Genomic DNA, 26,744 nt, shown 5'->3' with positions numbered 1-26,744 from the left:
TCCCCGAAAAGCAACAAAAGCGCTCCCTCCCGAAGACCAAAAGGTCGTCGGCAATCCAGCTGCCCGAGTCGATTGAGGCCGCGGAACTTAGCGATCCAGCGCCGAAAATGCAAGTCGAAACCTTCATTTCCGAAGCTGCGAAGGCGTCCCCCGCGGCGAGGTGCGGCTTCTACGTGGGGCCTCCGCCGGCCGCAAGCCGATTCCGCCCGCCCCGCGCCCTTAGCTGTGGGCGGATCTGTGCATGGAGTCCGGAACAGAAGCGCTTGCGCCCCGCCCCGCGCTGGCTTCATAGAGCGCTCTATAGAAGAGGGGTCGTCTATGTTGTCCCAGAAGGCGCGCTACGCCCTGCGCGCGATGATCGAACTGGCGCGCGCCGAGGAGCAGGTCACGGCCGGCGAACTGGCCCTGCGCGCCGACGCGCCCCGCAAGTTCCTGGAAGCCATCCTGCTGGGCCTGGCCCGCCACAAGCTGGTGACCAGCCGCCGCGGCAAGTTCGGCGGCTACCTGCTGGCCCGCCCCGCCGCCGAGATCAATTTCGCCGAGATCATCCGCCTGGTCGACGGACCGCTGGCCCTGGCCCCCTGCGTCAGCCGCACCGCCTTCCGCCGTTGCGAGGACTGCAGCGACCTGGTGACATGCGCCCTGCGCGAGGCCCTGCTGCGGGCCCGCGACGCCACCGCCGCCGTGCTCGAGGGCTACACCCTGGCCGACGCAGTCACCGGCACGGGCGCCGAGCTGATCGGCTGACGCCCCTCTCTATATGTAGGGGCGCTCTCATATGAGGCGCTCCCTATAAGAGAGAGCGCCCCTCGCCTGCCCCGGCCTCAGCCGGCGGCGATATAGGCCTTCAGACCGTCGGCCTCGGCCTGGGTCTCCTGGATCTTATACTTCACCAGGTCGCCGATCGAGATGATCCCGACCAGCCGACCGCCCTTGGCCACCGGCAGGTGGCGGATGCGCCGGTCGGTCATCTTGGCCAGCAGGGCCTCGATGGTCTCGTCCGGCTGGGCGAAGATCACGTCGCGGGTCATGCAGGCCGAGATCGGCTTGGTGAGGGCGCCGGCCCCCTCCTTGGCGATCTGCCGCACGATATCGCGCTCCGACAGTATGCCGGCGATGCTTTCGTCGGCCTCCAGCACCACCATCGCCCCGACCTTGCGGGCGTGCAGCAGGGCGGCCGCCGCGCCGACGGTTTCCTGGGGCGAGGCGGTGAACACCAGGTCGCCCTTGTCCTTCAGGATCTGAGACACCAGCAAAGCTCAATCCTCCCTTATGGTTCTTGGAGAACGAGGGTCTCGCAATCCCGCTCCGGGATCAATGGCGTAAGAGACGTCAAAGGATGCGCGGCCTTCCGATCGACCGCCCCAACCGCCGCGCGGCGCGCGTTTAACCAATTCTGGATACCTTGGCGCCTAGGATTGGCGTGTCCGGTTTTGGCACGGGGGTTGCTTGCAATCCCCTGGCAGACAGTCGCGGAGCCCGTCATGGCCTCAAATAAGAACAACAAGCCCCTCGTCCGGGCCTACGGCGCGGCTTTCGTCGCGGCCGGTGTCCTGATCGGGGCCAGCGTTCCGGCCTTCGCCCAGAGCGTCAGCACCAATTCGGCCTCGTACAACGCCGGCTATGGCCGCACGGCGGGGCAGGAAAACCAGATCGTCGACTATTCGACCCGCGACGCCAACGGCAACCGCGTCATCGTCGACGGCGTCATGCTGACCGGCAGCGACCAGAGCGTCTATTCCAGCCGCAGCTCGTCGGGCTCGCTCGACAGCTATTCGGGCGTCGGCAGCCTGGGCGGCTATTCCAGCTCGACCGCGATCGGCAACAACCTGACGGTCATCACCCAGGGCAGCAACAACGTGGTCATCGTCAACTCCAAGCAGGTCAACAACGGCAATGTCACCGCCGGTTCGTCGACCAACGGCGGTGTCTCCAATGGCAACTAAGCGGATCCTCCTGCTGGTGGCCGCGGCCTGCTCGGCGCTCAGCGCCTGTGGCGGCGGCGTGCCCAAGCGTCTGGACGCGGGCAACTACGCCCGGCCGATCGGCACGGCGCCAGTCACGGCCAACCCGACCCCCTATTCGACGGCGCTGAACTGCCTGGCCAGCTACGCCCGGCAGAACCGCGTCGCCGCCCCGCGCATCGCCGTGGGCCGCATCGCCGACTACACCGGCAAGGAAGAGTCCGACGGTTCGGGCCGCAAGGTCACCCAAGGCGCCTCGCTGATGGCCATGACCGCCTTCGCCAAGGCCGGCATGCCGATGGTCGAGCGCTTCGACACCTCGGTCTCCGAGCTCGAACTGAAGTACGCCAACAACAAGCTGATCTCCGACCGCCCGGCCCCGACGCCGGACGCCCCGGCCGACTATCGCAAGATCGTCGCCGGCCAGGTCGCGGGCTCGGACTTCTATCTCGTCGGCGGCGTCACCGAGCTGAACTACAACATCCACTCGGCGGGCGCGGACCTCTACGGCGGCGACCTCGACAGCGACGGCCTGAAGGCCAACTTCAAGCGCCGCCTGTTCGTGATGAACATCGCCATGGACCTGCGCCTGATCAACAGCCGCACCCTGGTGGTGGAAGATGTCATCTCCTACCAGAAGCAGGTGATCGGCCGCGAAGTCAGCGCCGGCATCTTCGCCTTCGCCAACAACAACGTCTTCGACCTGTCGGGCGGCAAGGGCGCGCTGGAGCCGGTGCAGCTGGCCGTGCGCTCGCTGATCGAGCGCTCGGTCGTCGAGATGAGCGCCAACCTCTACGGCATGCCGGGTCCCCAGAGCTGCCTGCAGTCGGATCCGTTCGGCGCCGACACCGTCGGCGTCACGGGCGCCTACACGCCCGCCTACAACAACCTGGGAACCAACAATGCGCAGACCCGCGAAGATCCGTCTCGCTGGAACGATCGCAGCGATCCCTCTGTGCGTCGCGGTCGCTACTAGCGTCGCCTTCGCCCAGGGCCAGGTTCTCAACAACCAGGTCAATCTGGGCGAGGTCTTCACCGAACAGACCCTCAACGTCGTCACCGTCGAGGAGGGCGTCAGCGCCACCACGACCGCCACCGGCAACGCCGTCGGCATCGGCGGCGAGCGCGCCGACGTCAGCGCGACCTCCAACCAGGTGAACTCCGGCTCGGTCTACGGCCACGGCGTGGTCAACGCCTCCGGTTCGATGGGCGCGTCCAGCGACGTCACCACCGTGGCGACCGGCAACAACGGCTCGGTCGACATGACCGAGGCCACCTATTCCGGCTTCACGGTCCAGACCAACAGCGGCGCGGTCACCGCCCGCGGCCAGGTCGAGGGCGAGACCGCCCAGGCCGGCGACCTGACCATGGCCACCCAGGCGATGGGCAACGCCCAAGGCCTCTATCTCGACAACGGCTCGGCCGGGGCCCGCATCAGCCAGGCCAATTCCGGCGACGTCCTGGCCGACGGCGGGGCGATCGTGCAGTACGTCAGCGGCACGTCGACCGTGGCCGGCGCGGCGGCGGGCAACAGCATCGCGATCGGCGGCTACAACCAGTCGGCCGCCCGGGTGATCGCCGACCAGGGCAACACCTCCGACCTCGTCCAGGCCAGCAAGTTCACCGCCTACGGCAACAGCTACCTGACCAGCACGGCGACCACCGCCGTCGCCAACGACCTGTCGGCCAGCAACACCGGGCCGCTGCTCGACGTGGCCAACCACCAGTACAACACCGCCTATGTGCGCTCGCAGGCCGAGACCAGCTCGTATCTCTACGGCGCGGCCCAGGCCAGCGCCAACGGCGTGGGCAACAACGCCATCGTCGGCAACACCGGCGCGGCCCTGGTGCTCGACAACGTCCAGACCAACGACGGCGGCGGCGTCGAGGTGATCGCCAGCGCCACGGGCGACACCGGCTACGACATCGGCGCCAGCGCCACGGCGGCCGGCAACTCGGTCACTGGCTATGTCTGCAGCCAGTGCGGCGGCTCGATGAGCGTCTCCAACGACCAGTCCAACAGCGCCGACGTCTCGGCCCGCTCGACCACCACGGTCACGGGCTCGGCCCGCTCGGTGACGGGCACGGCCAGCGCCACGGGCAACAACGCGGCGTTCTACATCCGGAACTGACTTTGCTCCTCCCCCGTGAAACGGGGGAGGTGGCGCGCTGCGATACGCAGCGTGACGGAGGGGGCGAGACTGGGCTCGGCCCCTTCCCCCGTAAAATCCCCGCGAAAGCGGGGACCCAGGTGTTTTATCGTCGAGCGCCACGCGTTTCAGAAAAAGCCTGGGTCCCCGCTTTCGCGGGGATTTTACGGATGAGGGTTGGGCTGAGGGGGATAGAGCGCCGCCCGGGCGCTCTCCTTCACCAGCTCAGCGCAATCGCGCGTGAGATCGCCAACCCGTTCCCTCTCCCCTTGCGGGAGAGGGTGGCCTGCGAAGCAGGTCGGGTGAGGGGTCTCTCAGAACTCAACACCGCTTGCGGCGGTCAGGCTGGGTGAGGCGTCTCAAGTCTGAGAGACCCCTTATCCGACGGCCTTCGGCCGCCACCTTCTCCCGCAAGGGGAGAAGGACCTTATTGCCCGTACACCGCGTCGCGCAGTTCGCGCGTCACCTGGCCGTTCATGCCTTCGAACGCCGTGTTGGTCAGCAGCACCACGGTCAGCCCAGCCTTGGGGTCCACGAACCAGTTGTGCCCATAGACCCCGCCCCAGGCCAACGTGCCCTGCCCTTGCGGGGTCTTGGCCACCTCCGGATCGTCGAGCACGGCCCAGCCGTAGCCGAAGCCCCAGCCGGGGCCCTGGGTGGCGGCCTTGATCCCGGCCTGGTCGGTGGTCATCAGTTTGACGCTAGCGGGCGAAAGCACCGGTCCACCGCCGGTGCGCACGGCCTCGAGCAGGGCCAGCACGTCGCCGGCCGTGCCGACCATGCCCGCTCCGCCCGAGGGGAAGGCGGCCGGATCGGTCGCGCGGCTGGGGGCCATGCGCACGGCGGTGGCGCCCAGCGAGACGTCCTGGTTGTCGGTCATCCGGGTGGGGGCCGGGCTGGCGTTGGCGTAGGGCGTGGCCAGGCGGGCCGGGTCCTTAGCCTGGAAGCCGGCGTCCTTCAGCCCCAGCGGCCCAGTGACGGTGCGCTCGACCACCTGCGGCAGCGGATGGCCGTCGGCCTTTTCGGCGACCAGGCCCAGCACGTCGATGGCCAGCGAATAGCGCCAGGCGGTCCCCGGCGCGAAGGCCAGCGGCCCCTTGCCGATCCGGGCGATGTTCTCGTCCAGGCTAAGTCCCGAGATGTCGAGCCCGTCCGAGACGCCCAGCTTGTGATACGGGTGCTCGGCCGTCTCCGACAGGCCGTAGGTCAGGCCCGCCGTATGGTCGAGCAACTGGCCGATGGTGATGGTCGGGACCCGCCCGTCAGCCAGGGCCGGCTTGAAGTCGGGCAGCCACTTGGTCACCGGATCGGCCAGCGACAGCTTGCCCTCCTCGACCAGCCGCATGATCGCCACGCTGACGAACGGCTTGCTGACCGAGGCCAGGCGGAACACCGCGTCCTCGCGCATCGGGGCGGCGGCCTCGCGGTCGGCCAGGCCCACGGCCCGGTGGTAGACGAGCTTGCCGTCGCGGGCGACCAGGGCCACCGCGCCCACCAGCCGCTGGTCGGCCACGGCGCGGTCGAGCACCGTGTCGATGCGGGCGGCCAAAGCAGCGTCCTGGGTCTGCGCGACCACCGCCGGCTTGCCCACGGCCTGGGCCTGAACCATCGCCGGCGCGCCCGCCAGCACCGCCCAAATCGCCAGGGGGGCCGCAACGCCCGCAAGCCATAGACGCATTTCGCTGCTCCCTCGCCGCCGGACGCCCAGCCTTCCTACGGAGTGGGATGCGGCCGCGCCTTGCGCAAGACCGGAGCCGCGAGTTTCCCACAGGCTTGCGGCCCGATGTTGCAAACCGGAAGTCGCCCCGGCCGAATCCGCCGCCGCATGGCCTTGCTTGCGCCACGCGCGCCGCCCAAGTTGAGCTTCGACATCTTCCGCAATCGATCGGTAGCCATGATATCCGTCTCGCGCCTGGCGCTCGTCGTCTCCGCCGGCCTGGCGCTCACCGCCTGCTCCACCCTGCCTTCCGTCCTGCCCGGTTCGAGCAAGAAGGCCGACGCCCCGACCAGCGCCGCCGCTCCGGCCGCGCCCGCGGCGCCGGTCGCCCCGGTCAAGACCTCGGGCCCGCAGTTCTCCGACCTCAAGCCCGGCCAGTGGCCGCACGAGATTTCCGACGTCGCCGTCGATCCGGCCATCCGCTTCGGCGTGCTGCCCAACGGCATGCGTTACGCCCTGCGCAAGAACGCCACACCGCCCGGCCAGGCCGCGCTTCGACTGTGGTTCGACGCCGGCTCGCTGATGGAGGCCGACGACCAGCAGGGCCTGGCCCACTTCCTCGAGCACATGGCCTTCAACGGCTCCAAGAACGTGCCCGAAGGCGAGATGGTCAAGATCCTCGAGCGCCGCGGCCTGGCCTTCGGGGCCGACACCAACGCCTCGACCAGCTTCGACGAAACGACCTACACCCTCGACCTGCCCAAGACCGACGACGGCACGGTCGACGACGCCATGATGCTGCTGCGCGAGGCGGCCGGCGAGCTGACCATCGACCCCGCCGCCGTGGACCGCGAGCGCGGCGTGGTGCTGTCGGAGGAGCGCACCCGCGACACCCCCGGCTACCGCGTCTTCAAGCAGGGCTTCGCCTTCAACCTGCAAGGCCAGCGCCCGCCCGAGCGCCTGCCGATCGGCACGACCGACGTCATCTCCACCGCCCCGGCCCAGCGCATCCGCGACTTCTACCAGGCCTGGTACCGCCCCGAGAACGCGGTGTTCGTGGCCGTCGGCGACTTCGACCTCGACGCCATGGAGGCCAAGATCAAGGCCCGCTTCGGCGACTGGAAGGCCGTCGGCGAGCCGGGCGCGCGTCCCGACCTGGGCGCCGTGGCCCAGCGCGGCCTGACCGCCAAGGTCATCGTCGAGCCGGGCTCGGGCGAGTCGGTGCAGATCGGCTGGGCCCAGCCGGCTGATCAGCGGATCGAGACCAAGGCCACCGACCGCGAATACATGCTGGAATCGCTGGGCATGGCGGTGCTGAACCGCCGCCTGCGCGCCCTGGCCCGCGGCGAGACCCCGCCCTTCATCTCGGCCGGCGCCCTGCGCAACGACCAGTACCACGCCGTCCAGATCAACGGCCTGTTCGCCCAGGTGAAGCCGGGCGACTGGAAGACCGCCCTGCAGGTGCTCGACCAGGAACAGCGCCGCCTCGTGCAGTTCGGCGTGCGCCAGGACGAGCTCGACCGCGAGATCACCGCCATGCGCGCCGGCTACCAGGCCGCCGCCGCCGGCGAGGCCACCCAGCGCACCCCGGCCCTGGCCGGCGCCATCGTCGGCAGCCTGGGCGACCGCGAGGTGGTGACCAGCCCCTCGCAGAACCTCGCCGGCTTCGACGCCATCACCAAGGACCTCAAGGCCGACGCCGTCTCGGCCGCCGTGCGTTCGCTGTTCGCCGGCCAGGGTCCGCTGATCGTGCTGCCGACCCCGACCGCCATCGAGGGCGGCGAGGCCACGGTCACCGGCGCCTATACGGACTCGACCAAGACGCCCGTGACGCCGCCGGCCGCCCCCGTGGCCACAGCCTGGCCCTATGCGGTGTTCGGCCCGACCGGCAAGCCGGTGGAGCAGAAGGACGTCGCCGACCTCGACACCGTCTTCGTCCGCTTCGAGAACGGCGTGCGCCTGACGGTCAAACCGACCAAGTTCCGCGACGACCAGATCCTGGTGAAGGCCCGCATCGGCAACGGCCTGCTCGACCTGTCGAAGGCCGGCCAGAGCCCTCTGTGGTCGGCCTCGTCGATGATCGAGGGCGGCCTCAAGCAGATCACCGCCCAGGACATGGAGCAGGTGCTGACCGGCAAGGTCTGGAACGCCGGCCTCGGCGTCGAGGACGACGCCTTCGTGCTCAGCGGCCGCACCCGTCCCGAAGATCTCTCGACCGAGCTGCAGGTGCTGGCGGCCTACGCCTCCGACGCCGGCTGGCGGTCCGAGGCCTTCAACCGCATCAAGACCTATTACGGCACGATCCACGACCAGCTGGAGCGCACCAACAGCGGCGTGGTCGGCCGTGATCTGGCCGGGCTGATGCACCCGAACGACGGCCGCTGGACCTTCCCCAGCCGCCAGGACATCGCCGCCGGCTCGATCGACCAGCTGAAGGCCGCCGTCGGCCAGCCCCTGTCGACCGGCCAGATCGAGGTCGTCGTCGTGGGCGACACCACGGTCGACAAGGCGGTCGCGGCCGTGGCCGAGACCTTCGGCGCCCTGCCCGTCCGCACCGGCGCGGCCGCGCCCGCCGAAGCCAAGCAGATCGGCTTCCCCGCCCCGTCCAGGATCCCGGTGATCCGCACCCACAAGGGCCGCGCCGACCAGGGCCTGCTGTTCATGGCCTGGAAGACCGACGACCTGTTCAGCGACCTGCAGCGTTCGCGCAACATCCAGCTCCTGGCCTCGGTGATGCAGCTGCGGCTGATCGACGAACTGCGCGAGAAGCAGGGCGCGACCTATTCGCCCTCGGTCTCGGCCACGGCCAACGCCACCTTCCCCGGCTGGGGGTATCTGGGCCTGTCGGTCGAGGTGCCGCCGGAAAAGCTCGACCAGGTGGTGGCCAGCGTCCGCAAGATCGCCGCCGACCTGCGCGACAAGCCGGTCACCGCCGACGAGCTGGAGCGCGCCAAGCTGCCGCGCATCGACCAGCTGGAAAAGGCGCGCGAGACTAACGAGTACTGGCTGGGCGCGCTCTCGGGCGCCCAGACCGACCCGCGCCTGCTCGACGCCACCCGCTCGGTGATTGCCGGCCTGCAACGCGTCTCCGCCGCCGACGTCCAAAAAGCCGCCCGCGCCTTCCTGTCCGACGACAAGAGCTGGACCTTCGAGGTCAAGCCGGAGAAGTGATCCTGATCCCTCTCCCCTTGCGGGAGAGGGTGGCCCCACGAAGTGGGGTCGGGTGAGGGGTCTCTCAGATCTCAACACCGCGAGCGGCGGTCAGGCCGAGCGGAGCGTCCAACATCTGAGAGACCCCTCATCCGTCGGCTTCGCCGACACCTTCTCCCGCAAGGGGAGAAGGACAAAAGAAAAAGGCCTCCGCTCTTTCGAACGGAGGCCTTTGTCGTTTCGAACCGGCTTAGGCAATCAGTAGACCACCCCGCCGACGCCGCCGTCGAGGCTGAGGCTCATGCCCGACGACCGCGTCTCCCGCACCGTCTCCTCGCGATAGGCGGTGTAGGTCTCGGTGGTCAGGATGCTCAGGATCTTCACGCCGGCGCCGTAGCGGCGCAGCAGCGAGCGCTCGTTGCAGTCGCGGGCCGGGCGCTGCGAACGGCAGACCAGGGTCCCGCCTTCGCCGCCGCGAATACCCGGCGTGTGATAGAGCGCCTCGTTCTTCTGGCAGATATAGGTCTGGGCGCCGCGGCCGCCGGTGCTGACGTCGATCGTGCTGTCGTATTCGCCGATTACGTACTGCATGCGGCTGCCGGCGATGCAGCGATAGAGCTCGCCGTCATAGAGGTCGTCGATGTCGCGGTCGGGCGTGACCTGCGAGGCCGGGTGCGGGATGTCCTTGTCGTCCAGGCAGACGGCGCGGACGACGACGCGCTTGAACTTGGTGCGGGTTGCTTCATAGGCCGTGCGGCGGGCGGTCTCGCCGCCGATCACGTTGAGGCCGTCGATGTAACCGGTGGCCTGCGGGCCCGAATAGTAGCCGCCGTGCGCGCCGCCGCCGTAATAGACGGTCGAGCTGGCGCCCGCGCCGGCCCCGGCGCTGCTGCCGGCCGAGGCGTTGGCCGAGGCGCTCGCATTGACGTTGACGTTCACGTTGACGGAGGTCTTGCCGCCGCCACCGCCGTTGCAGCCGCTGGTGCAGCCGCTCGGCGGCTTGGGCGGGCGCGGGGGCGCCGGCGGTGGGGTGCAGCAGCTCGGAGGCGTGGTCGTGCAGCCGCTGTTGCACTGGGCGTAGGCGACACCGCCCACGAAGAGTCCGGCCAGGGCCGCCCCGATGGCGATCCACAGCTTGGACACGGTCAGTTTCGGCGCCGTCATGGCGTCTCCCCTTCACACAGCGTGCGTCTTCCAGCCGGTTCACCAGCAAGAAGCGCGCCATGGACCCGCCGCGCCTCGACTCTGTGCCAAGACGATACGACGGGGCCCCTGGCCCGGTTCTCCTAGCAAGCCCCATGCGGTCGATCTGGACCGCGAAGTGGACCCGCCAGGGGACGACGATGTTCCATCCAAGCACGGAACGGTTGATAGACTATTGGCGAACCCAGGCCGGCGCCGCGCGCATGCCGTCCCGCGCCGATGTCGATCCTGGCGATTTCCTCGATATTCTGGCCCAGGTCTTCATCCTGGGACGCTCGGCCGGCCGCTATCCGTTCCGCCTGACCGGCGGCTTCGTGGCCGATCTGCACGCCCGCGACCTGCGCGGGGAGGACTCGCTGTCGCTGTGGGCGCTGTCGCACCGGCTGGAGGTGAAGTCGGCCCTGGAGGTCGCCCGCCGCCGGGCCGAGCCCGTCGTCGTCACCGCCGACATCCGCGCCCACGGCGTCGCCTCGGTTGGCATGGAGGTGCTGCTTGCCCCGATGACCGGCGCCAGCGGCGAGGTCGACCGGTTCCTGGGCCTCTACCAGCCGATCGCCATGATGCAGCGCCTGATGGGCCGCCCGGCCTATGAACTGGGCGTCCGCCGGATCCAGGCGCTCGGCCCCAACAACGCCGAGGCCCCGCGCCTGCGGCTGGCCAGCCTGGACGGCCGGCTGATCGCCTGACGGCGGACAAGGTTTCCTCCCGGACTCTGGAGCGGGAGGCTTGCGTCGCACTGCCGGGTGCGACGCCGAAGGGATGGAGGGGGACGCTCGGGAGAGCGCCTCGCGGCGGGAGCGCCCCCTCCTCCCGGATTTACTAGGCGTCGCCGTTGCGGGCGGCGACGATCCAGCCGGCGCCATCGATCACCACCGACCGGTCCTGCGCCTTGGCCGCGAAGGCTTCGCGCACCGCGATCCTGGCTTCTTCCACCACCGCCTTGGCCTGGTCGGCCAGGGCGCGGGTCAGCGGGCCGACCTGGAAGGCCAGGTCCACGGCGTCGGCGATCGCCGCCTCGCGCGTCTCGCCCTCGCCGAAGACGATCCGATGGTCGATCGGCGTCAGCACCACATCCACAAAGCCGGCTTCGTCCAGGATCCGCTCCACCCGCGCCCGGTCGCCGAACGAGAACGGCCCAGGAGCCTCGGGCGGCGGCGCGGCGGGCGGGCCGACGATCGGGGCGATGGCCTGCAGCGGCAGCCGCACCCAGTCGTTCTCGCCCGCCCCGCGCCAGCAGACGAAGGCGAGGCGACCTTTCGGCTTCAGCGCCCGGCGCATGTGGGTGAAGGCCCCCGCCGGGTCGTCGAAGAACATCACCCCGAACCGCGAGAACAGCAGGTCGAACTGCGCCACCGGCAGCAAAGCCCGGCTGGCGTCGGCCACCTGGAAGCGGGCGTTCGGTCGGTCCTCGCCCAGCTCGCGGGCTCGCGCCACCAGCGGTTCGGAAACATCGACGCCCAGCACGCCGCCCTTGGCCCCGACCAGGGCCGCCAGCGCCAGGCTGCCCGCCCCCGCGCCGCAGCCGATGTCCAGCACCTGCTCGCCCGGCGCCGGCGCGGCGGCGGCAACCGCCGCCCGGCCATAGGCGTCGAGCATGCGGTCGAGCCGGGCCTGGTTGGCCACCCAGCGCTCGCCGGTGCGTCCGTTCCAGTCGGCGATCTGGTGGACATTGCGCTCGGTCATGGCGGGGCCTCAGTTGAGAATTGATCTCAACAAGCTGTAGCCCCGCCGTCCGGTCCTGTCGACTGTCCCTGTCGACTACCGCCCCGCCGCGTCCAGCGCCGCGATCACCTCGGGCGGCAGGGTCAGGCGGGCGCCGGCCAGCAGTTCGTCGAGCTGTTCGACGCTGGTGGCGCTGGCGATCGGGGCGGTGATGGCCGGATGGGCGACGATCCAGGCCAGGGCGATCTGGGCCGGGCTCGCGCCGGTCGCCTCGGCCGCGGCGTCGAGGGCGGCCAGCACCCGCAGGCCCTTTTCGTTCAGATAGTCGCGCGCGATGGTCCGGCCCCGCGCCCGCCCCTCGAGATCGGCCTCGCTGCGGTACTTGCCGGTCAGGAAGCCGGCGGCCAGGCCGTAGAACGGGATGATCCCGACGCCTTCCCGCGTCGTCAGCTCGGCCAGCGCGCCCTCGACCTCGTCGCGGTCATAGAGATTGAACTTCGGCTGGATCGACTCGTAGCGGACCAGACCCTTGTCGGCCGAGGTCTTCAGCGAAGCCTCCAGGCGCTCGGGCGTGAAGTTCGAGGCCCCGATGGCCCGCACCTTGCCGGCCTTCACCAGCCGGTCGAAGGCCTCCAGCGTCTCGTCGATCGGTGTGGCCGCATCGTCCTCGTGCGACTGGTAGAGGTCGACATAATCCGTTTGCAGCCGGCGAAGCGAATCCTCCAGCGCCGCGACGATGTTGGCGGCCGAAAGGCCCGGGCGCTTGGGCCACTTGGCCACCTTGGTCAGGATCTTGATGCTGTCGCGCTTGCCGCCGGCCGCCAGCCAGCGGCCGATCGTCGCCTCGGACTCGCCGCCCTCGTGTCCCGGGACCCAGGCCGAATAGACGTCGGCCGTATCGACCGCGTCGAAGCCGCCGTCGACGAAGGCGTCGAGCAGCCGGTGCGAGGTCGTCTCGTCGGCCGTCCAGCCGAAGACGTTGCCGCCGAACACCAGCGGGGCGATCGAGAGGCCGGAGCGGCCGAGGGGGCGTTGGCTCATGAAGAAGGTCCTATTGGAAGACGGCCGTGACTGTGGGCGGCTTCACCCGCCCCCGCCCAATCAAACTTTGAAATAAGGCCTATTGGGCGCGGGTAGCGGATCTATCCGAAACGGCGCCAGCGCCTCTCGCCCCCAACCGTAAAACCCCCGCGAAAGCGGGGGCCCAGGCTTTTTCTGCAACGCGCGTTACTCGACGATAAAACACCTGGGTCCCCGCTTTCGCGGGGATTTTACGGAGGAAGAGCGAACTCACGCAGCCGCCGCGGCGGCCCCGTCGAACACCGGCGCGTCCTGCGGCGCCAGGGTCGCCTTGCCCCGCAGCAGGTCGGCGGCCCGCTCGGCGATCATGATCGTGGGCGCATTGGTGTTGCCGCCGATCAGGGTCGGCATCACCGAGGCGTCGATCACCCGCAGGCCCGCAAGGCCCTGCACCCGCAGCTGGTCGTCGACCACCGCCAGCGGATCGCCGGCCGCGCCCATCCGGCAGGTGCCGACCGGGTGATAGATCGTCTCGGCCTTGGCCCGGATCCAGGCGTCGATCTCGGCGTCGCTCTTCACGGCCGCCCCCGGCGCGTACTCGCTGTCGCGATAGGGATCGAGCGCGGCCTGGGCGGCGACGTCGCGGCCGATCCGTACGCCTTCGCGCATGGCCCGGCGGTCCTCGTCGGCGGCCAGGTAGTTGGCCAGGATCGTCGGATCGGCGAACGGGTCGGCCGACCGCAGCCCCACAGAACCCCTGCTCTCCGGACGCAATTGACAGATGTGCAGGGTGAAGCCGTCCTTCTCGACCACCACCTTGCCGTGGTCCTGCATGATCGCCAGCACCGCGTGGATCTGCAGGTCGGGCCGGTCGAGATCGGGCCGCGAGCGCAGGAAGGCGCCCGACTCCAGGAAGTTCTGCCGCCCGATGCCCTTGCCCATCAGCAGGTAGGAAAGGCCGACGCCCAGCTTGTTCAGTCCCTTGTTGGCCGAATAGGCGGTCTTCAGCCCCTTGGTCGTCCACGACAGGCAGACGTCCAGGTGATCCTGCAGGTTCTGACCGACGCCGCGCGACTCGTGGATGGTCGAGATGCCGTGCATCTTCAGCGCATCCGGGTCGCCGATCCCCGACAATTGCAGAATTTGCGGAGACTGCACCGCGCCGGCGCTCAGCAGCACCTCGGCGTCAGCGTGCGCGACCGCCGTCTGGCCGCCCTTGCCTGCGACATATTCGACACCGATCGCCCGGCCTTTCTCGACCAGGATCCGCGTCGTGCGGGCCTCGGTGATGCAGGTCAGGTTCGGCCGCGCCAGGGCCCCGGCCAGATAGGCGGCTGCCGCGCTCCAGCGCTTGCCGTCGCGGATGGTCAGGTCGTAGGGGCCGAAGCCCTCCTGCTGGAAACCGTTGAAATCCTTGGTCACCGGATGGCCCGCCTGACGGCCGGCCTCGATCACCGCCTTGTAGAACGGGCTGTCGGACTCCCCGGCCGAGACGTGCAGCGGCCCGTCGCCGCCATGATAGTCGCAGCCCCCGCCGTGGAAGGTCTCCGAACGTTTGAAGTAGGGCAGCACCTCGGCATAGGACCAGCCCGACAGGCCCATCTGCCGCCACTGGTCATAGTCGCGCGCATGGCCGCGGATATAGATCATGCCGTTGATCGCCGAGGATCCCCCCAGGCCCCGGCCGCGCGGCCACCACAGGCGGCGGCCGCCCAGGTTCGGCTCCGGATCGGTCCAGAAGCCCCAGTTGCTCTCGCCCTTGGCCTTGATCAGTTCGCCCACGCCCGCGGGCATGCGCACCAGCACCGAGCCGTTCTTGCCGCCGGCTTCCAGCAGCAGAACCTTCACCGCCGGATCCTCGCTCAGCCGCGCGGCCAGCACGCAGCCCGCCGAACCGGCGCCGATGATGACGTAGTCGTAGCGCGTGCCCGACATGGCGTCCCTCCCACAATGTTATCGTTGTTAAGACAGAGAGTGACCCGGCCTGGCGACGGCGGCAAGAGGGCGCGTAAACGCCGCCATAACGTCGTTACGGATTTTGCGAAAACTCAACCTTAATCCGATCTGCAAACCTGCCCGCCATCATGACGGCATCAGATCGATCGGCGGCTTCGTGGAGAGCGCCTTCCGGTCATCCGAACTTCCAACGGCGGCTTCGATCCCGCTGCCGCCGTGAGAAGCCCCGCGCACCGAGCCCCCCGCGCGGGTCCGTCAGGAGCGCCGCCGTCTTCCCCCCAGAGGGCGGCGCTCCTGCATTTTTCTGGCTCAGATGGCCGCGAGGCCGGCGCGATAGCGCTTCCAGTTCTCGACATAGTGCAGGGCCGAGGCTTGCAGGATCATCGCCTGGTGCTCGCTGACCTCGCGGATGATCTTGCCCGGCGCGCCGACCACCATCGAGTTGTCGGGGATCTCCTTGCCCTCGGTGATCAGGGCGCCCGCGCCGATCAGGCAGTTCTTCCCGATCCTGGCGCCGTTGAGGATGATCGAGCCGATGCCGATCAGCGAACCGTCGCCGATCGTGCAGCCGTGCAGCATCACCATGTGGCCGACGGTGACGTTGGCGCCGATGGTGAGCGGGATCCCGGCGTCGGTGTGCAGCACCGAGCCGTCCTGGATGTTGCTGTTCTCGCCGATCGTGATCGGGTCGTTGTCGCCACGCAGCACCGCGCCCCACCAGACGCTGGCGTTCTGCTTTAGGACGACGTTGCCCATCACGCTGGCGCTGGGAGCGATCCAGTATTCGCCTTCCGGGGGAAGCCACGGCGCCACATCGCCCAACGAATAGACAGTCATCCGTACACCCCGTGTTCTTTTGGCACGCAGAATCTTAATCGCTCAGAAACCATAATCACCCCATTGTAAATCCGGTGATTCGGCATGGAACATCCCTTCATCGGGAGACTTCCTTCCGTATCCGCCGCGGACCATACCGACCGCGGCCTCCTGACGACGGAGAACAGGGTCTTGCGTTCGGCGTTCCGGCGTACAGCACCGCCTTCCTGGGGCTCCACCGAGCCGCCTGGCCGCGCCTGCGGCTCCGTCTTCTGCTCCTCTCATCGACCCAAGGACGACGCCTCACGGCCTCGTCCTTTTTTCATGCCTGAATGGAGGCTTTGATGACCAAGCGAGCCCTGAAGCGGATGGTGCGCGAGGGCGCGGACGACCGCTATGACGACGCCAAGGTGCGTCGCCTGCCGGTGGAGCATCGCGGCGGCTGGTCGCCGCTGGGCGAGACGGACAACGCGCCCCGGGATCAGAGCTACATCAAGACGATAAAACCAAAATCACCGGGCCAGGCCCAGCTGATGGAGGCCATGGACTCCAAGAACCTGGTCATGGCTCTGGGTCCGGCCGGCACCGGCAAGACCTATCTGGCCATCGCCAAGGCCGTGGAGGCCCTGGAGGCCGGCCGGGTCAACCGCATCGTCCTGTCGCGCCCCGCCGTCGAGGCCGGGGAGTCGATCGGCTACCTGCCGGGCGACATGGAAGACAAGCTGGCTCCCTATCTGCGCCCGCTCTACGACGCCCTGACCGATCGCCTTTCGGTCAAGCGCATGCGGGCCCTGATGGCCGAGGGCGCGATCGAGATCGCCCCGGTCGGCTTCATGCGCGGCCGCACCCTCAACAACGCCTTCGTGGTCATCGACGAGGCCCAGAACTGCACCTACATGCAGCTGAAGATGCTGCTGACGCGCCTGGGCTGGCACTCGACCATGGTGGTCACCGGCGACCCGAACCAGTCCGACCTGCTGCCGGGCATCTCGGGCCTCGCCGACGTGGCCGCCAAGTTCGAGGAGCTGTCCAACATCGCCGTCGTCCGCCTGGCCGACAAGGACATCGTCCGTCATCCCCTGGTGGCCGAGATGCTCGGCGTTCTGTGACCCTAATTCTGTAATTTCATAACAGTTCTTGCCCCTCGGGGCTTGAGTATGGGGCGGTCGGACTGCAAGGTCCGGCCGCCTTAACTGTTTTGGGACCCCATATGTCCGATGCCGCCGCCGCCCCACGCTCGGAGTTCACGCTCCGCGGCGTGCTTCTGGGGATCCTGATCACCGTCGTCTTCACGGCCGCCCAGGTCTATCTCGGCCTGAAGGTCGGCCTGACCTTCGCCACCTCGATCCCCGCCGCGGTGATCTCGATGGCCCTGCTGCGGTTCTTCAAGACCTCGACCATCCAGGAAAACAACATCGTCCAGACGATCGCCTCGGCGGCCGGCACGCTGTCGTCGGTGATCTTCGTGCTGCCGGGCCTGCTGATGATCGGCTGGTGGTCGAACATCCCGTTCCTGGCCACCTTCGGCATCTGCGCCGTCGGCGGCATTCTGGGCGTGATGTACACGATCCCGCTACGCCGGGCGCTCGTGACCAACTCGCCCCTGCCCTATCCGGAAGGCGTCGCCGCGGCCGAGGTGCTGAAGGTCGGCGCCGGTTCGCGCGAAGGCGCGGCCGAGGGCAAGGCGGGCCTCTGGGCGGTGATCGCTGGCACCCTGGCGTCGGCGGCCTTCGCGGCCCTGGGCGCGGCCAAGATCTTCGCCGCCGAGGTCGCCACCTATTTCAAGGTCGGCAAGGGCGCGACCGGCATCGGCGCTTCCAGCTCGCTGGCGCTGATGGGCGCGGGCCACCTGATGGGCATCACCGTCGGCATCGCCATGTTCACCGGCCTGTTCATCGCCTGGGCCGTGCTGGTGCCGATCCTGACCGGCGTGTTCCCGGCCGAAGCCGGCATGAGCGTCGCCGACCACGCCCTGAAGGTCTGGTCCACCAAGGTCCGCTTCCTGGGCGCCGGCGTCATCGGCGCGGCCGCCATCTGGACCCTGGGCAAGCTGGTGGTGCCGATCTGGCGCGGCCTGGTCTCGGCCTTCGAGGCCGGCAAGGCCCGCCGCGCGGGCTCCGGCGACATTCCCCGCGTCGAGCAGGACATCCCGCTCTTCGTCGTCGGCCTGGTTTCGGTCGCCCTGCTGGCCCCGGCCGGCTGGTTGCTGGCCGCCTTCGCGCTCGGCGGTCCCGCCGGCGCCCTGGCCCTGCCGCTGACCATCGTCGGCGTCGCCTATCTGGTGTTCGCCGGCCTGCTGGCCGCCGCCGTCTGCGGCTACATGGCCGGCCTGATCGGCTCGTCCAACAGCCCGGTCTCGGGCATCGCCATCCTGACCGTGCTGGGCGCCTCGCTGCTGGTCGGCGCCATCGGCCGCGGCCTGATCGGCCCCGACGCCGCCAAGGCCCTGGTCGCCTTCGCCCTCTATGTCACCGCCACCGTCCTGGCCGTGGCCGTCGTGGCCAACGACAACCTGCAGGACCTGAAGACCGGCCAGCTGGTCGACGCCACCCCGTGGAAGCAGCAGACGGCCCTGGTGATCGGCGTGCTGTCGGGCGCCGTGGTGATCCCGTTCGTGCTGGACCTGCTGGCCAAGTCCAACGGCTTCGTCGGCGCGCCGAACCTCAACGTCGTGCCCGGCGCCGAGCCCCTGGCAGCGCCGCAGGCGACGCTGATCTCGACCCTGGCCAAGGGCGTCATCGGCCATAACCTGCAGTGGGACCTGCTGGGCGTCGGCGCCCTGATCGGCCTTGCCCTGGTGCTCGTCGACATCGTCCTGCGCCGCGCCAGCAAGGATCGCTTCAGCCTGCCGCCGCTGGGCGTGGGCCTGGCCATCTACCTGCCCAGCGCCGTGACCGCCCCCGTGGTGGTCGGCGCCGTCGCCGGCTGGATCTTCGAGCGCGTGGTCTCCAAAGACCGCAAGGCCGAGGTCGCCAAGCGCCTGGGCGTGCTGATCGCCTCGGGCTTCATCGTCGGCGAGAGCCTGTTCAACGTGGCCTTGGCCCTGCTGATCGTCGCCAGCAACAAGGGCGCGCCCCTGGCCATCGCCTCGCCGCCGCCCGAGCATCTGGGCATGATCATCGCCCTGGTCGTCGCGGCGATCCTGGTGGCGGGCCTCTACGCCTGGTGCCGCATCCAGGCCCGGAAGACCGAACAGGCCTGATCAGCCGGTTCTCCCGATACGGAAAGGCCCGGAGGCGCAAGCTTCCGGGCCTTTTTCGTTTCAGGCGGGATCAAACTCCATGAACCCGCTCATTTTCACCGAGCCTCCCCGCGAAGGCGGGGATCCAAGCTGGTTCTCAGGGTATGGCGCGGCCGCGGATCATCCGTTGGCTCGGCTTGGATCCCCGCCTTCGCGGGGACAGGCGGATTTGGGGAAGGCAAGTCGATGAGCTCTAAACCGCCGCCAGCACGGTGAACCAGACGTCCGCCCGCCGCTCGAAGCCCAAGGCCCGGTAGAGCGCATTGGCCCCGGCGTTGTCGGCGTAGCTGTGCAGGAACGGCGTCTCGCCCCGCGCCAGGATCTTGCCGGCCACGTGCGCCATCAGCCCGGCGGCGTAGCCCTGGCCCCGGAAGTCGGGCCGCGTGCAAACGCCGCTGACCTCGGTGAAGCCGTCGGGCCGCATCCGTTCGCCGGCCATCGCCGCCAGCTCGCCGCCGACCTTCACCCCGACGAATTCGCCCAGTTCGTGGGTGCGCGAGAAGAACGGCCCGGGCTTGGTCAGGGTCGCGAGAGCCAGCATCTGCGCCGCGTCGGCGTCGGTCAGGGCGACGATCTCGAAGTCGACAGGCTTGAGCGGGGTGATCGCCTTCGCCGCCATCTGCCAGCAGAGGGCGCTGGAAACCACCGCCGTCCCAGGGATCGGCGGCGGTGGGGAAAGCTCGACCAGGCCGCTGTTTCCATGCTCGCCGATGAGTTCGCCCAGGGCCGCTAGGCTTTCCGGCGTCTCCTCGGCCACGGCGGCGAACAGGCCAAAGCGCGGATCCATCCGCAGCGCGCCCTCCTTGGCGATCGCCAGGTGCGCCTGCCGGCCGGTCAGGCTGGACCAGACGGGGCGGTCGAGGGGATGGCTCATGGCGGCTCCGGGGGAAAACACGGACTTCAGCTTGGCGGAGGTTACAGTCGCGCCGACAGCGATCTAGGATTGCACGACCCGCTCCGCCATCCCGAAAGGCGTCGATGAAGTCCGTAGTCGCGTTCGCAAGCCTCGCCCTGGCCGTCCTGGCCGCCGTTCCGGCCCGGGCCGCCCCGCCGCCGCCGGTTCCGATCCCGCCCGAACTGCGACAGCCGATCGACGGCTACGACCTGCAAATCCCCTACCAGCTGTGGCGATACTGGATCGAGAACCGCAAGGGGGCGGTCATCGAAGGCCTGCTCGATACGCCCCCGCCGCCGCCCGGCGAAAGGGCCTTCGGCCCGCGGCAGCTGCGGTTCAAGGGCGGATGGGAGATGGGCCAGTTCGCCGGCGGCGACGCCCAGGTCTATTGCAGGCCGCAACCGCCCTACGGCGTCGACCGCGACAGCTGCCACATCGTGCTGCGCCAGGTCCGGATCCCGGCCGACGTGGGCGGTCTAGGCGGAGCCAATCCGCTGTCGCTCTGGATGCGCGAAAACTTCGACGCCCAAGGCCTGGTGCGCCATTTCAAGGCCGAGGGGCTTTCGCCCGAAACCGACTGGTGGCGCGCCGACCGCACACGATTGTTCGCCGCCTCGGCCTCGCCCGACGCCGTGCTGAAGAGCCAGGCCCGCATCGAACAGGTCGATTCCCGCGACTGCCCGGCCATGGCCCAGGCCTTCGCCGCGCTGGACGCCGCCCGGCTGGACCTGCGGCTCGACCTCTTCGGCGTCGACGCCGATACGACCGTCAAGCCGCCGCTGCCGCACTCCAACTCCTGGACCTTCACCCTGGAGCTGATGCGCGAAGACGGCCTGGCCAAACTCGAGACCAGCAGCCGGCAGGTCGGCGATCTGGTCTTCCCGATCCTCAAGGCCGCCGAGGCCTGCGCCAAGGCCGCCCCACCTCAGCAGTAGGCGGCGATCAGGGCCTTCACGGCGCCGACGCTGGCCATGGCCGGCTTGTCGTCGCCGTCGAACATCTGGCTGGAGGTGAAGACGCCCTCGATCAGCAGCAGGAAGGCGTCGCCCAGGGCGTCGGGATCGCGCGCGCCCATCTCCTCGGCCTTGGCCCGAAGGCGTCGGCGCAGGTCTTCCTTGTGGGTCTGCGAGACCATGCGTCCGGCGTGCTGGCGATCGGGATATTCCACCGCCGCGTTGCTGAGCGCGCAGCCGCGATAGTCGTCGCCGACCGACCGCGCCGCCAGCCCCTCGAAATAGGCGACCATCTGGGCCTTGGGGTCGCCGGGGAACGCATCCTCGGCCGACTTGAACCGGTCCCAGAAGCCTTCCTCCACCTCGCGCAGCACGGCGGCGACCAGGTCGTCCTTGGACTTGAAGCTGCGATAGAGGCTGGGCTTGGTCACGCCCGCCTTGCTGACGATCTCGTCCACGCCCACGGCGCGGATGCCCTCGCGGTAGAACAGGTCGCGGGCCGTCTCGAAGATCTTCTCGGCGGCCCGCGCACCGGGCGCATATGGCTGGAGGTGGAGGGGCTGGTCGGCGTCGGTTTTCGTCATCGGGAACAAGACCTCTTGACGATGTTACTAACCGGTACGTACAACGCCATCAAGACCCGTACCGATCGGTTACATTTTCCGCTTGGAGCCTGACATGGCCGCGATCCGCCGCCCCTTCGGCCGCAACTACGCCTTCGTGGTGGCCGGCGTGACCTTCCTGGCCCTGCTGGCCGCGGCCGGCCTGCGCGCCGCGCCGGGCGTGCTGATCCTGCCGCTGGAAAAGAGCTTCGGCTGGGATCGCGGCTCGATCTCGCTCGCCGCCGCCATCGGTATCTTCCTCTACGGCCTCACGGGTCCGTTCGCCGCCGCCCTCATGCAGTCGTTCGGCGTGCGCAAGACCGTGAGCCTGGCCCTCGTGCTGATGGCCGTCTCTACCGGGCTTTCGGCCTTCATGACCCAGAGCTGGCACTACGTCGCCACCTGGGGCGTGCTGGCGGGCTTCGGCAGCGGCGCGGTGGCCATGGTGCTGGGCGCGACCATCGTCAATCGCTGGTTCGTCGAGCGGCGCGGCCTGATGCTGGGCCTGCTGACCGCCGCCACGGCCACCGGCTCGCTGATCTTCCTGCCGGCCATGGCCTTCATCGCCGAGCATGGCGGCTGGCGGCCCGTGGTGCTGACCGTGGCCGCCGTCGCCGCGATCATGGCCCCGATCGCCTGGCTACTGATCCCCGAACGCCCGGCCGACATCGGCCACAAGCCGTTCGGCGCGGGCGAGGACTGGGTTGAGCCGCCGCGCGGCTCGGCCACGGGCGCCCTGGCCGGCGCCTTCGGAGCCCTGGCCCGCGCCAGCAAGACCCGCACCTTCTGGCTCCTGTTCCTGGGCTTCTTCATCTGCGGCCTGACCACCAACGGCCTGATCGGCGTGCACATGATCGCCTTCTGCGGCGACCGGGGCATGCCCGAGGTCCGCGCCGCCGGCCTGCTGGCGCTGATGGGCCTGTTCGACCTCTTCGGCACGACGGCGTCGGGCTGGCTGACCGACCGCTACGACCCGCGCAAGCTATTGTTCGTCTACTACGCCCTGCGCGGCCTTTCGCTGATCTACCTGCCCTATTCGGACTTCTCGATCGTCAGCCTGTCGGTGTTCGCGGTGTTCTACGGCCTGGACTGGATCGCCACGGTGCCGCCGACCGCCCGCCTGGCCACCCAGGCCTTCGGGGACCGCGACGGTCCGATCGTGTTCGGCTGGATCGCCGCCGGCCACCAGCTGGGCGCGGCGACGGCGGCCGTCGGCGCGGGCCTGATCCGCGCGGCCCAGGGCCAGTACGTCCAGGCCTTCGTCATCGCCGGCGTCGCCGGCCTGATCGCGGCCGGCGCCTCGCTGCTGATCCGACGCGAGGTGAAGGCGATGGCCGCCTGAGCCAGCCTCCTCCACCGTAAAATCCCCGCGAAAGCGGGGACCCAGGTGTTTTATCGTCGAGCGCCACGGGTTTCAGAAAAAGCCTGGGTCCCCGCTTTCGCGGGGATTTTACGGGGTGAAGATAAGCCCAAAAGAAAACGGCCGCCCCGGAGAACCGGAGCGGCCGCTTTGCATGCCCGGACGGGCGAAAGGCCTATTCGAGGTCTTCGGCCAGGATGGCCATCTCGAACATGTAGGAGCCGTCCTCGTCTTCGTCCTGGAAGAGAACGCCGATGAATTCGCCCTTCACTTCGACCTCGGCGGAGTCCTTCTGCTTCGGACGGGCCTTCACGGCGATGTGCGGGTTGCCGAAGGTGCGCTTCAGGTGGGCTTCGAGCTTGGCGATGGCGGCGGCGTCCACGGGGGGCTCCTGATCTTGTTATTGGGCTTTCGCCCCCGTGGGGCGGAATGGCGGGAAACTAGAGGTCCCGGGCGCAAAGTGTAAGGCCTTTTGCGCGCGAACCGGCTCAGGCCTGTTGAGAAAACGGCGGCGGCGAGGTCGCCCGCCCCTGCTCCACGAGCCAGTCGCGAAAGCGCCGGGCCCCGCGCGAGGCGCCAGTCCTGGGCGTCAGGGCGCACAGCAGCGTCGGTTCGGCCGCCATGCCCAGCGGCGCCACCAGACGTCCCGCCGCCAGGTCCCGCTCGGCGAAGGCATAGGGCACGACCGCTGCGCCCAGGCCGGCGGCGGCGGCCTCGATCATGTAGAAGTAATGGTCGAACTCCCGCACCAGGCCCGGCGCCGGCAGGTCGAGACCCGCGGCCTTCGCCCACTGGTCCCAGCTGTGCAGGTAGGTGCGGGTGTGCAGACGCGGCAGGGCCGCAAGATCCGCCGCCGTCCGGACGCGCACGGCCAGCTCGGGGGCGACGACAGGCCCGACGAAGGTCTCCAGGAACGGCGTCGCCTCGGCGTCGGCCGACGGCGGCGCGTCGGGCTCGCGCATGCGGATCGCCAGGTCCACGCCGTCGGCGCGGAAATCGAACGGCCCGTTGGACTCGGCCACCCGCACCGGCGTGTCTGGAAACCGCTCAAGAAAGTCCGGCAGGCGCGGGATCAGCCACTTCATGGCGAAGGTCGGCAGGCAGGAGACCACGGTGGGCCGGGGCTCGTTCTCGGGCGGGCGCGGCACGGCCTCGTCGAGGATGTCGAAGGCCCGGGTCAGGCCCTCGGCCAGCTTCAGCCCGGCCTCGGTCATGACCAGCCGGTTGCGCGGCCCCTCGGTCAGGGCGACGCCCAGATGGTCCTCGAGCTGGCGGATCTGGCGGCTGACGGCCCCGTGGGTGACGCACAGCTCGTCGGCGGCCAGGGTCATGCGGCCGCGGCGGCCGAAGGCCTCGAAGGCGCGCAGGGCGTTCAGCGGCGGCAGCGGACGTCGAGCCATGTGACGAAACCTCACAGACCTTGACCGATAAGTCGTTAGCCGCGCGGCCGCAACCGCCGGATAAGCGCAGGCATGGACACGCGGCGGAAAATCACATCGGCGCAATGGGCGGCGGTCGCAGCGCTGTGGGCGCTGGCGATCTACGGCATGACGGCCAAGCCGGCGCCGAAGCTGGAGACAGCGCGGTTGGTGGCCTGCCGCTAGGCGCCCGCTCCCCAAACCGCAAAACCCCCGCGAAAGCGGGGGCCCAGGCTTTTTCTGAAATCCCAGGCGCTCGACGATAAAACGCCTGGGTCCCCGCTTTCGCGGGGATTTTACGGGAGAGGGAAACCCCTCAGATCACGTAGTCGTACACAACGTCGGCCAGGGTGTGGTCCATGGTCCGGGCCGGCTCTTCGCAGGTGGGGCAGTTGACCAGGCGGGCCGGCACGCCGGCGGCGGTGCAGTGCGGGGGGATGGGCTTGAGCACCACCGAGCCGGAAGCGACCTTGGCGTATTCGCCGACGGTGATGTTGCCCAGCACCTTGGCGCCCGCGCCCAGCAGCACGCCCTTGCCGATCTTGGGGTGGCGGTCGCCGCGCTCGGCGCCGGTGCCGCCCAGGGTCACGCCGTGCAGCATCGAGACGTCGTCGCCGACCACCGCCGTCTCGCCGATGACGATGCCGGTGCCGTGGTCGATGAACACGCCCGCCCCGACGCGCGAGGCCGGGTGGATGTCGACCTGGAAGACCTCGCTGGCGCGGCTCTGCAGGTAGAAGGCCAGGGTCTCGCGATTATTTTCCCACAGCCAGTGCGACACGCGGTGGGTCTGCAGGGCCAGGAACCCCTTGAAGAACAGGAAGGGCTGGACGTAGCCCTTGGTGGCCGGATCGCGCTCGAACACGGCGCGCAGGTCGGCCTCGGCGGCGGCGACGAGGGCCGGATCGCTCTCGAAGGCCTCGGCGGCGAATTCGCGGGCGGTCATGGCCCGCATTTCCTGGTCGCCGAGCTTGCGGGCCAGCTGGAAGGTCAGGGCGTCGGCCAGGTTGTCATGGCTGAGGATCACGGCGTTGAGCAGCGAGGCCAGGGCCGGCTCGGCCTTGGCGGCGTGTTCGGCCTGGTTGCGCAGGGCGGCCCACACGGGCGGCGCGGCGCGCTCGGTCACGACTTCAAGATGCTTGGCCACGGGGCTCTCCCTTCCCAGCGGAGACTAGAGCATATTTATTCAAAACGCCCTAGCCGAACGATCGGCGCACTGACTAGCGCGCCAGGAGCATTTCCGAGGGAAATGCTCCAAACTTCAAAGATTGCCAGCCCTTTCCTTCGGAAGGGGCTGGAGGATGAGCGCCGCCAACTCGGCCGGCAGCTCGCCCACGGACGCCATATGGTGCACCCGGAGCAGTAACGCCACCGTCAACGAGTCCGGCATCCGCCCAGTGACCGCCGCGTTCAGCGCTTCCTGGAACGGTACGCGGGCCACGGCCAGGTCCTCGGTGTCGTCGGGCGCGGTCTTGGTCGGCGACAGGTCCATGGCCAGGAAGCCGTGGGCGAACTCGTCGGTGATCGAGTTGGAGAGCTCCATGGTCAGGATCGGTCTCCAGTCGCCGGCGACCAGCCCGGCCTCCTCGGCGAGTTCACGCCTGGCGCAGTCGAGCGGATCCTCGCCCATGGGCGCGCCCCCCTCCGGCAGCTCCCAGCTGTAGTTGCCGTGGGCGAAGCGGTTCTGGCCCACCAGGGTCACAGTACCGTCGGCGTGGAGCGGCACGACGCCGATCGCCCGGTTCTTGAAGGCGACCTTGCCATAGAGCGCCGGCCGCCCAGTCGGGGCGACCGCCTGATACTCGGTCACCTGGATCCACGGGTTGTCGTAGACGACCTTGGCGCTGGTCACGCCCCAGGGTTTTCCATGCGGCTTCAGCCAGATTGGATCGTCGGACATGGTCTCTCGACTTGTGCGGGCCGCGCGCCGGCCATAGGTGACCTGCCTTAGCGCGCTTTCAGGAGATCGTCTTGGCCGGTTCCGTTCCCCCCGCCCCCGAATTCGGCGAACCGATCGCCATCGAACCGGCGCCCGAGGTGCTGGCCTTCCTGGCCCGGCGTCGCTCGGCTTCGGCCATGGCCCTGGTCGCCCCCGGCCCCAGCGAGGACGAACTGTCCGACCTGCTGCGCCTGGCCGTTCGCGTGCCCGACCACGGCAAGCTTTCGCCCTGGCGGTTCGTGCTGCTGCGCGGGCAGGCCAAGGCCGCCTTCGCCGAGAAGATCGCGCCCTTGGCCGCCGACCAGGCCAATCCGGTCAAGGCCACGGCCGCGATGCGCAAGCTGACCACTCCGCCGCTGGCCGTGGCGGTGATCGCCCGCCCGCTGTCGGACGAGGTGCCGAAATGGGAGCAGGTGATGAGCGCCGGCGCGGTCTGCACCCAGCTGCTGCTGGCCGCCTCGGCCATGGGCTACGGCGCCAACTGGATCACCGACTGGTATAGCTTCGACGAGCGGGCGCTGAAGATCCTCGGCGTGACTAACGGCGAGCAGGTCGCCGGCTTCCTCTACATCGGCACGAGCGCCGAACAGCCGCAGGAACGCGTGCGCCCGGACGTGGCGGCGATCACCAGCGAGTGGAGCGCGTAGTTCCTTCTCCCCTTGCGGGAGAAGGTGTCAGCGAAGCTGACGGATGAGGGGTCTCTCAGACGCAAAACGCCGCGACAGCTGACCAGCTGTCGCGGCGTTTCTGTTCGTACA

General features: G+C 69.2%; 25 protein-coding genes. 12 read left to right on the top strand and 13 right to left on the bottom strand.

The annotated features are described in order from the left end of the window. The first annotated feature begins 318 nt into the window (after positions 1-318). Positions 319-747, top strand: a complete 429-nt coding sequence (locus tag AC2YHT_RS25025; RefSeq protein ID WP_110120654.1) for an RrF2 family transcriptional regulator — start codon at positions 319-321, stop codon at positions 745-747. Positions 748-824: 77 nt separating this feature from the next. Here the strand turns inward: AC2YHT_RS25025 and AC2YHT_RS25020 are convergent, their stop codons facing one another. Then, on the bottom strand, positions 825-1,256 hold the full coding sequence (locus tag AC2YHT_RS25020; RefSeq protein ID WP_110120655.1) for a CBS domain-containing protein: 432 nt from the start codon (positions 1,254-1,256) through the stop codon (positions 825-827). A gap of 228 nt (positions 1,257-1,484) precedes the next feature. Here AC2YHT_RS25020 and hfaA point away from each other — a divergent pair, with 228 nt between their 5' ends. The 3 genes from hfaA to hfaD are packed head-to-tail and all read left to right on the top strand — an operon-like array spanning position 1,485 to position 4,096. After that, positions 1,485-1,946, top strand: a complete 462-nt coding sequence (gene hfaA / locus AC2YHT_RS25015; RefSeq protein WP_487292518.1) for a holdfast anchoring protein HfaA — start codon at positions 1,485-1,487, stop codon at positions 1,944-1,946. After that, positions 1,936-2,940 (top strand): holdfast anchoring protein HfaB, encoded by a 1,005-nt coding sequence (gene hfaB, locus AC2YHT_RS25010; protein WP_110120657.1) that lies wholly within the window; start codon positions 1,936-1,938, stop codon positions 2,938-2,940. Before hfaA ends, hfaB begins: the two co-directional genes overlap by 11 nt. Then, on the top strand, positions 2,867-4,096 hold the full coding sequence (hfaD, locus tag AC2YHT_RS25005; protein WP_487292517.1) for a holdfast anchor protein HfaD: 1,230 nt from the start codon (positions 2,867-2,869) through the stop codon (positions 4,094-4,096). Before hfaB ends, hfaD begins: the two co-directional genes overlap by 74 nt. 445 nt (positions 4,097-4,541) lie before the next feature. On the opposite strand, the gene AC2YHT_RS25000 is transcribed toward hfaD, so the two are convergent. Further along, the gene (locus AC2YHT_RS25000; protein ID WP_487292516.1) at positions 4,542-5,792 is read right to left on the bottom strand and encodes a serine hydrolase domain-containing protein; all 1,251 of its coding nucleotides are present in this window, start codon (positions 5,790-5,792) and stop codon (positions 4,542-4,544) included. A gap of 216 nt (positions 5,793-6,008) precedes the next feature. Here AC2YHT_RS25000 and AC2YHT_RS24995 point away from each other — a divergent pair, with 216 nt between their 5' ends. Then, complete coding sequence (locus AC2YHT_RS24995) at positions 6,009-8,942, top strand: M16 family metallopeptidase (RefSeq protein WP_487292515.1); 2,934 nt, start codon at positions 6,009-6,011, stop codon at positions 8,940-8,942. A gap of 237 nt (positions 8,943-9,179) precedes the next feature. Here the strand turns inward: AC2YHT_RS24995 and AC2YHT_RS24990 are convergent, their stop codons facing one another. Then, a complete protein-coding gene (locus tag AC2YHT_RS24990) occupies positions 9,180-10,085 on the bottom strand; it encodes a hypothetical protein (protein WP_487292514.1) in 906 nt (301 codons plus the stop codon). 179 nt (positions 10,086-10,264) lie between these two features. Here AC2YHT_RS24990 and AC2YHT_RS24985 point away from each other — a divergent pair, with 179 nt between their 5' ends. Further along, positions 10,265-10,810: a PAS domain-containing protein gene (locus AC2YHT_RS24985; protein WP_487292513.1), complete on the top strand. Its 546-nt coding sequence runs from the start codon at positions 10,265-10,267 to the stop codon at positions 10,808-10,810. A gap of 133 nt (positions 10,811-10,943) precedes the next feature. Here the strand turns inward: AC2YHT_RS24985 and AC2YHT_RS24980 are convergent, their stop codons facing one another. The 4 genes from AC2YHT_RS24980 to AC2YHT_RS24965 all read right to left on the bottom strand — a co-directional run bounded on the left by AC2YHT_RS24980 (position 10,944) and on the right by AC2YHT_RS24965 (position 15,599). Beyond that, positions 10,944-11,807 (bottom strand): class I SAM-dependent methyltransferase, encoded by an 864-nt coding sequence (locus tag AC2YHT_RS24980; RefSeq protein WP_487292512.1) that lies wholly within the window; start codon positions 11,805-11,807, stop codon positions 10,944-10,946. Between the two features lie 75 nt (positions 11,808-11,882). Continuing rightward, entirely contained in the window at positions 11,883-12,827 is a 945-nt protein-coding gene (locus AC2YHT_RS24975) for an aldo/keto reductase (protein WP_487292511.1), read from the bottom strand. A gap of 249 nt (positions 12,828-13,076) precedes the next feature. Continuing rightward, positions 13,077-14,741 carry a choline dehydrogenase gene (locus AC2YHT_RS24970; RefSeq protein ID WP_487292510.1) on the bottom strand — a complete coding sequence of 555 codons (1,665 nt, stop codon included), beginning with the start codon at positions 14,739-14,741 and terminating at the stop codon, positions 13,077-13,079. Positions 14,742-15,071: 330 nt separating this feature from the next. Further along, the gene (locus AC2YHT_RS24965; protein ID WP_487292509.1) at positions 15,072-15,599 is read right to left on the bottom strand and encodes a gamma carbonic anhydrase family protein; all 528 of its coding nucleotides are present in this window, start codon (positions 15,597-15,599) and stop codon (positions 15,072-15,074) included. A 311-nt stretch (positions 15,600-15,910) separates the two neighbouring features. Here AC2YHT_RS24965 and AC2YHT_RS24960 point away from each other — a divergent pair, with 311 nt between their 5' ends. Together AC2YHT_RS24960 and AC2YHT_RS24955 are read left to right on the top strand one after the other, a co-directional pair. Further along, entirely contained in the window at positions 15,911-16,687 is a 777-nt protein-coding gene (locus AC2YHT_RS24960; RefSeq protein ID WP_487292508.1) for a PhoH family protein, read from the top strand. A gap of 101 nt (positions 16,688-16,788) precedes the next feature. Continuing rightward, positions 16,789-18,780, top strand: coding sequence for an OPT family oligopeptide transporter (locus tag AC2YHT_RS24955; protein WP_487292507.1), 1,992 nt, complete (start codon positions 16,789-16,791; stop codon positions 18,778-18,780). 232 nt (positions 18,781-19,012) lie between these two features. Here the strand turns inward: AC2YHT_RS24955 and AC2YHT_RS24950 are convergent, their stop codons facing one another. Further along, positions 19,013-19,693, bottom strand: coding sequence for a GNAT family N-acetyltransferase (locus AC2YHT_RS24950; protein WP_487292506.1), 681 nt, complete (start codon positions 19,691-19,693; stop codon positions 19,013-19,015). Between the two features lie 104 nt (positions 19,694-19,797). Here AC2YHT_RS24950 and AC2YHT_RS24945 point away from each other — a divergent pair, with 104 nt between their 5' ends. Next, a complete protein-coding gene (locus tag AC2YHT_RS24945; protein WP_487292505.1) occupies positions 19,798-20,649 on the top strand; it encodes a hypothetical protein in 852 nt (283 codons plus the stop codon). Here AC2YHT_RS24945 and AC2YHT_RS24940 read toward each other — a convergent pair. Then, positions 20,640-21,251 carry a TetR/AcrR family transcriptional regulator gene (locus tag AC2YHT_RS24940; RefSeq protein WP_487292504.1) on the bottom strand — a complete coding sequence of 204 codons (612 nt, stop codon included), beginning with the start codon at positions 21,249-21,251 and terminating at the stop codon, positions 20,640-20,642. The two genes, AC2YHT_RS24945 and AC2YHT_RS24940, sit on opposite strands and share 10 nt — an antisense overlap. Positions 21,252-21,345: 94 nt before the next feature. On the opposite strand from AC2YHT_RS24940, the gene AC2YHT_RS24935 reads away from it, so the two are divergent. Further along, positions 21,346-22,611, top strand: a complete 1,266-nt coding sequence (locus tag AC2YHT_RS24935; protein ID WP_487292503.1) for an MFS transporter — start codon at positions 21,346-21,348, stop codon at positions 22,609-22,611. A gap of 193 nt (positions 22,612-22,804) precedes the next feature. Here AC2YHT_RS24935 and AC2YHT_RS24930 read toward each other — a convergent pair whose 3' ends face one another. Next, positions 22,805-23,011 carry a DUF3126 family protein gene (locus AC2YHT_RS24930; protein ID WP_110120674.1) on the bottom strand — a complete coding sequence of 69 codons (207 nt, stop codon included), beginning with the start codon at positions 23,009-23,011 and terminating at the stop codon, positions 22,805-22,807. A gap of 106 nt (positions 23,012-23,117) precedes the next feature. After that, a complete protein-coding gene (locus AC2YHT_RS24925) occupies positions 23,118-24,029 on the bottom strand; it encodes a LysR substrate-binding domain-containing protein (RefSeq protein WP_487292502.1) in 912 nt (303 codons plus the stop codon). A gap of 72 nt (positions 24,030-24,101) precedes the next feature. Here AC2YHT_RS24925 and AC2YHT_RS24920 point away from each other — a divergent pair, with 72 nt between their 5' ends. Continuing rightward, positions 24,102-24,233, top strand: a complete 132-nt coding sequence (locus AC2YHT_RS24920) for a hypothetical protein (RefSeq protein ID WP_487292501.1) — start codon at positions 24,102-24,104, stop codon at positions 24,231-24,233. A gap of 130 nt (positions 24,234-24,363) precedes the next feature. Here AC2YHT_RS24920 and cysE read toward each other — a convergent pair whose 3' ends face one another. Both cysE and AC2YHT_RS24910 read right to left on the bottom strand, forming a co-directional pair. Next, the gene (cysE, locus tag AC2YHT_RS24915; RefSeq protein ID WP_110120676.1) at positions 24,364-25,194 is read right to left on the bottom strand and encodes a serine O-acetyltransferase; all 831 of its coding nucleotides are present in this window, start codon (positions 25,192-25,194) and stop codon (positions 24,364-24,366) included. 114 nt (positions 25,195-25,308) lie between these two features. Then, the gene (locus tag AC2YHT_RS24910; protein WP_487292500.1) at positions 25,309-25,947 is read right to left on the bottom strand and encodes an NUDIX domain-containing protein; all 639 of its coding nucleotides are present in this window, start codon (positions 25,945-25,947) and stop codon (positions 25,309-25,311) included. A gap of 71 nt (positions 25,948-26,018) precedes the next feature. Here AC2YHT_RS24910 and AC2YHT_RS24905 point away from each other — a divergent pair, with 71 nt between their 5' ends. Continuing rightward, positions 26,019-26,633, top strand: coding sequence for a nitroreductase family protein (locus AC2YHT_RS24905; RefSeq protein ID WP_487292499.1), 615 nt, complete (start codon positions 26,019-26,021; stop codon positions 26,631-26,633). Positions 26,634-26,744: the final 111 nt, after the last annotated feature.

This window comes from Caulobacter sp. SRI_008, from assembly GCF_057586355.1.
Note: the sequence above shows the minus strand (reverse complement) of the source record. Positions and strands in the feature narration are given on the sequence as shown.

Bases quoted from the DNA above. Each gene is read 5' to 3' on its own strand.
- AC2YHT_RS24960 (WP_487292508.1), top strand. From the start codon at position 15,911: ATGGAGGCTTTGATGACCAAGCGAGCCCTGAAGCGGATGGTGCGCGAG.
- AC2YHT_RS24970 (WP_487292510.1), bottom strand. From the start codon at position 14,741: ATGTCGGGCACGCGCTACGACTACGTCATCATCGGCGCCGGTTCGGCG.
- AC2YHT_RS24920 (WP_487292501.1), top strand. From the start codon at position 24,102: ATGGACACGCGGCGGAAAATCACATCGGCGCAATGGGCGGCGGTCGCA.
- AC2YHT_RS24950 (WP_487292506.1), bottom strand. From the start codon at position 19,693: ATGAGCCATCCCCTCGACCGCCCCGTCTGGTCCAGCCTGACCGGCCGG.
- AC2YHT_RS24955 (WP_487292507.1), top strand. From the start codon at position 16,789: ATGTCCGATGCCGCCGCCGCCCCACGCTCGGAGTTCACGCTCCGCGGC.
- AC2YHT_RS24965 (WP_487292509.1), bottom strand. From the start codon at position 15,599: ATGACTGTCTATTCGTTGGGCGATGTGGCGCCGTGGCTTCCCCCGGAA.
- AC2YHT_RS24945 (WP_487292505.1), top strand. From the start codon at position 19,798: ATGAAGTCCGTAGTCGCGTTCGCAAGCCTCGCCCTGGCCGTCCTGGCC.
- hfaB (WP_110120657.1), top strand. From the start codon at position 1,936: ATGGCAACTAAGCGGATCCTCCTGCTGGTGGCCGCGGCCTGCTCGGCG.
- AC2YHT_RS24985 (WP_487292513.1), top strand. From the start codon at position 10,265: ATGTTCCATCCAAGCACGGAACGGTTGATAGACTATTGGCGAACCCAG.
- AC2YHT_RS24925 (WP_487292502.1), bottom strand. From the start codon at position 24,029: ATGGCTCGACGTCCGCTGCCGCCGCTGAACGCCCTGCGCGCCTTCGAG.
- AC2YHT_RS25000 (WP_487292516.1), bottom strand. From the start codon at position 5,792: ATGCGTCTATGGCTTGCGGGCGTTGCGGCCCCCCTGGCGATTTGGGCG.
- AC2YHT_RS24995 (WP_487292515.1), top strand. From the start codon at position 6,009: ATGATATCCGTCTCGCGCCTGGCGCTCGTCGTCTCCGCCGGCCTGGCG.
- AC2YHT_RS24990 (WP_487292514.1), bottom strand. From the start codon at position 10,085: ATGACGGCGCCGAAACTGACCGTGTCCAAGCTGTGGATCGCCATCGGG.
- AC2YHT_RS24935 (WP_487292503.1), top strand. From the start codon at position 21,346: ATGGCCGCGATCCGCCGCCCCTTCGGCCGCAACTACGCCTTCGTGGTG.
- hfaA (WP_487292518.1), top strand. From the start codon at position 1,485: ATGGCCTCAAATAAGAACAACAAGCCCCTCGTCCGGGCCTACGGCGCG.
- AC2YHT_RS25025 (WP_110120654.1), top strand. From the start codon at position 319: ATGTTGTCCCAGAAGGCGCGCTACGCCCTGCGCGCGATGATCGAACTG.
- AC2YHT_RS24910 (WP_487292500.1), bottom strand. From the start codon at position 25,947: ATGTCCGACGATCCAATCTGGCTGAAGCCGCATGGAAAACCCTGGGGC.
- AC2YHT_RS24940 (WP_487292504.1), bottom strand. From the start codon at position 21,251: ATGACGAAAACCGACGCCGACCAGCCCCTCCACCTCCAGCCATATGCG.
- AC2YHT_RS24975 (WP_487292511.1), bottom strand. From the start codon at position 12,827: ATGAGCCAACGCCCCCTCGGCCGCTCCGGCCTCTCGATCGCCCCGCTG.
- AC2YHT_RS24980 (WP_487292512.1), bottom strand. From the start codon at position 11,807: ATGACCGAGCGCAATGTCCACCAGATCGCCGACTGGAACGGACGCACC.
- hfaD (WP_487292517.1), top strand. From the start codon at position 2,867: ATGCGCAGACCCGCGAAGATCCGTCTCGCTGGAACGATCGCAGCGATC.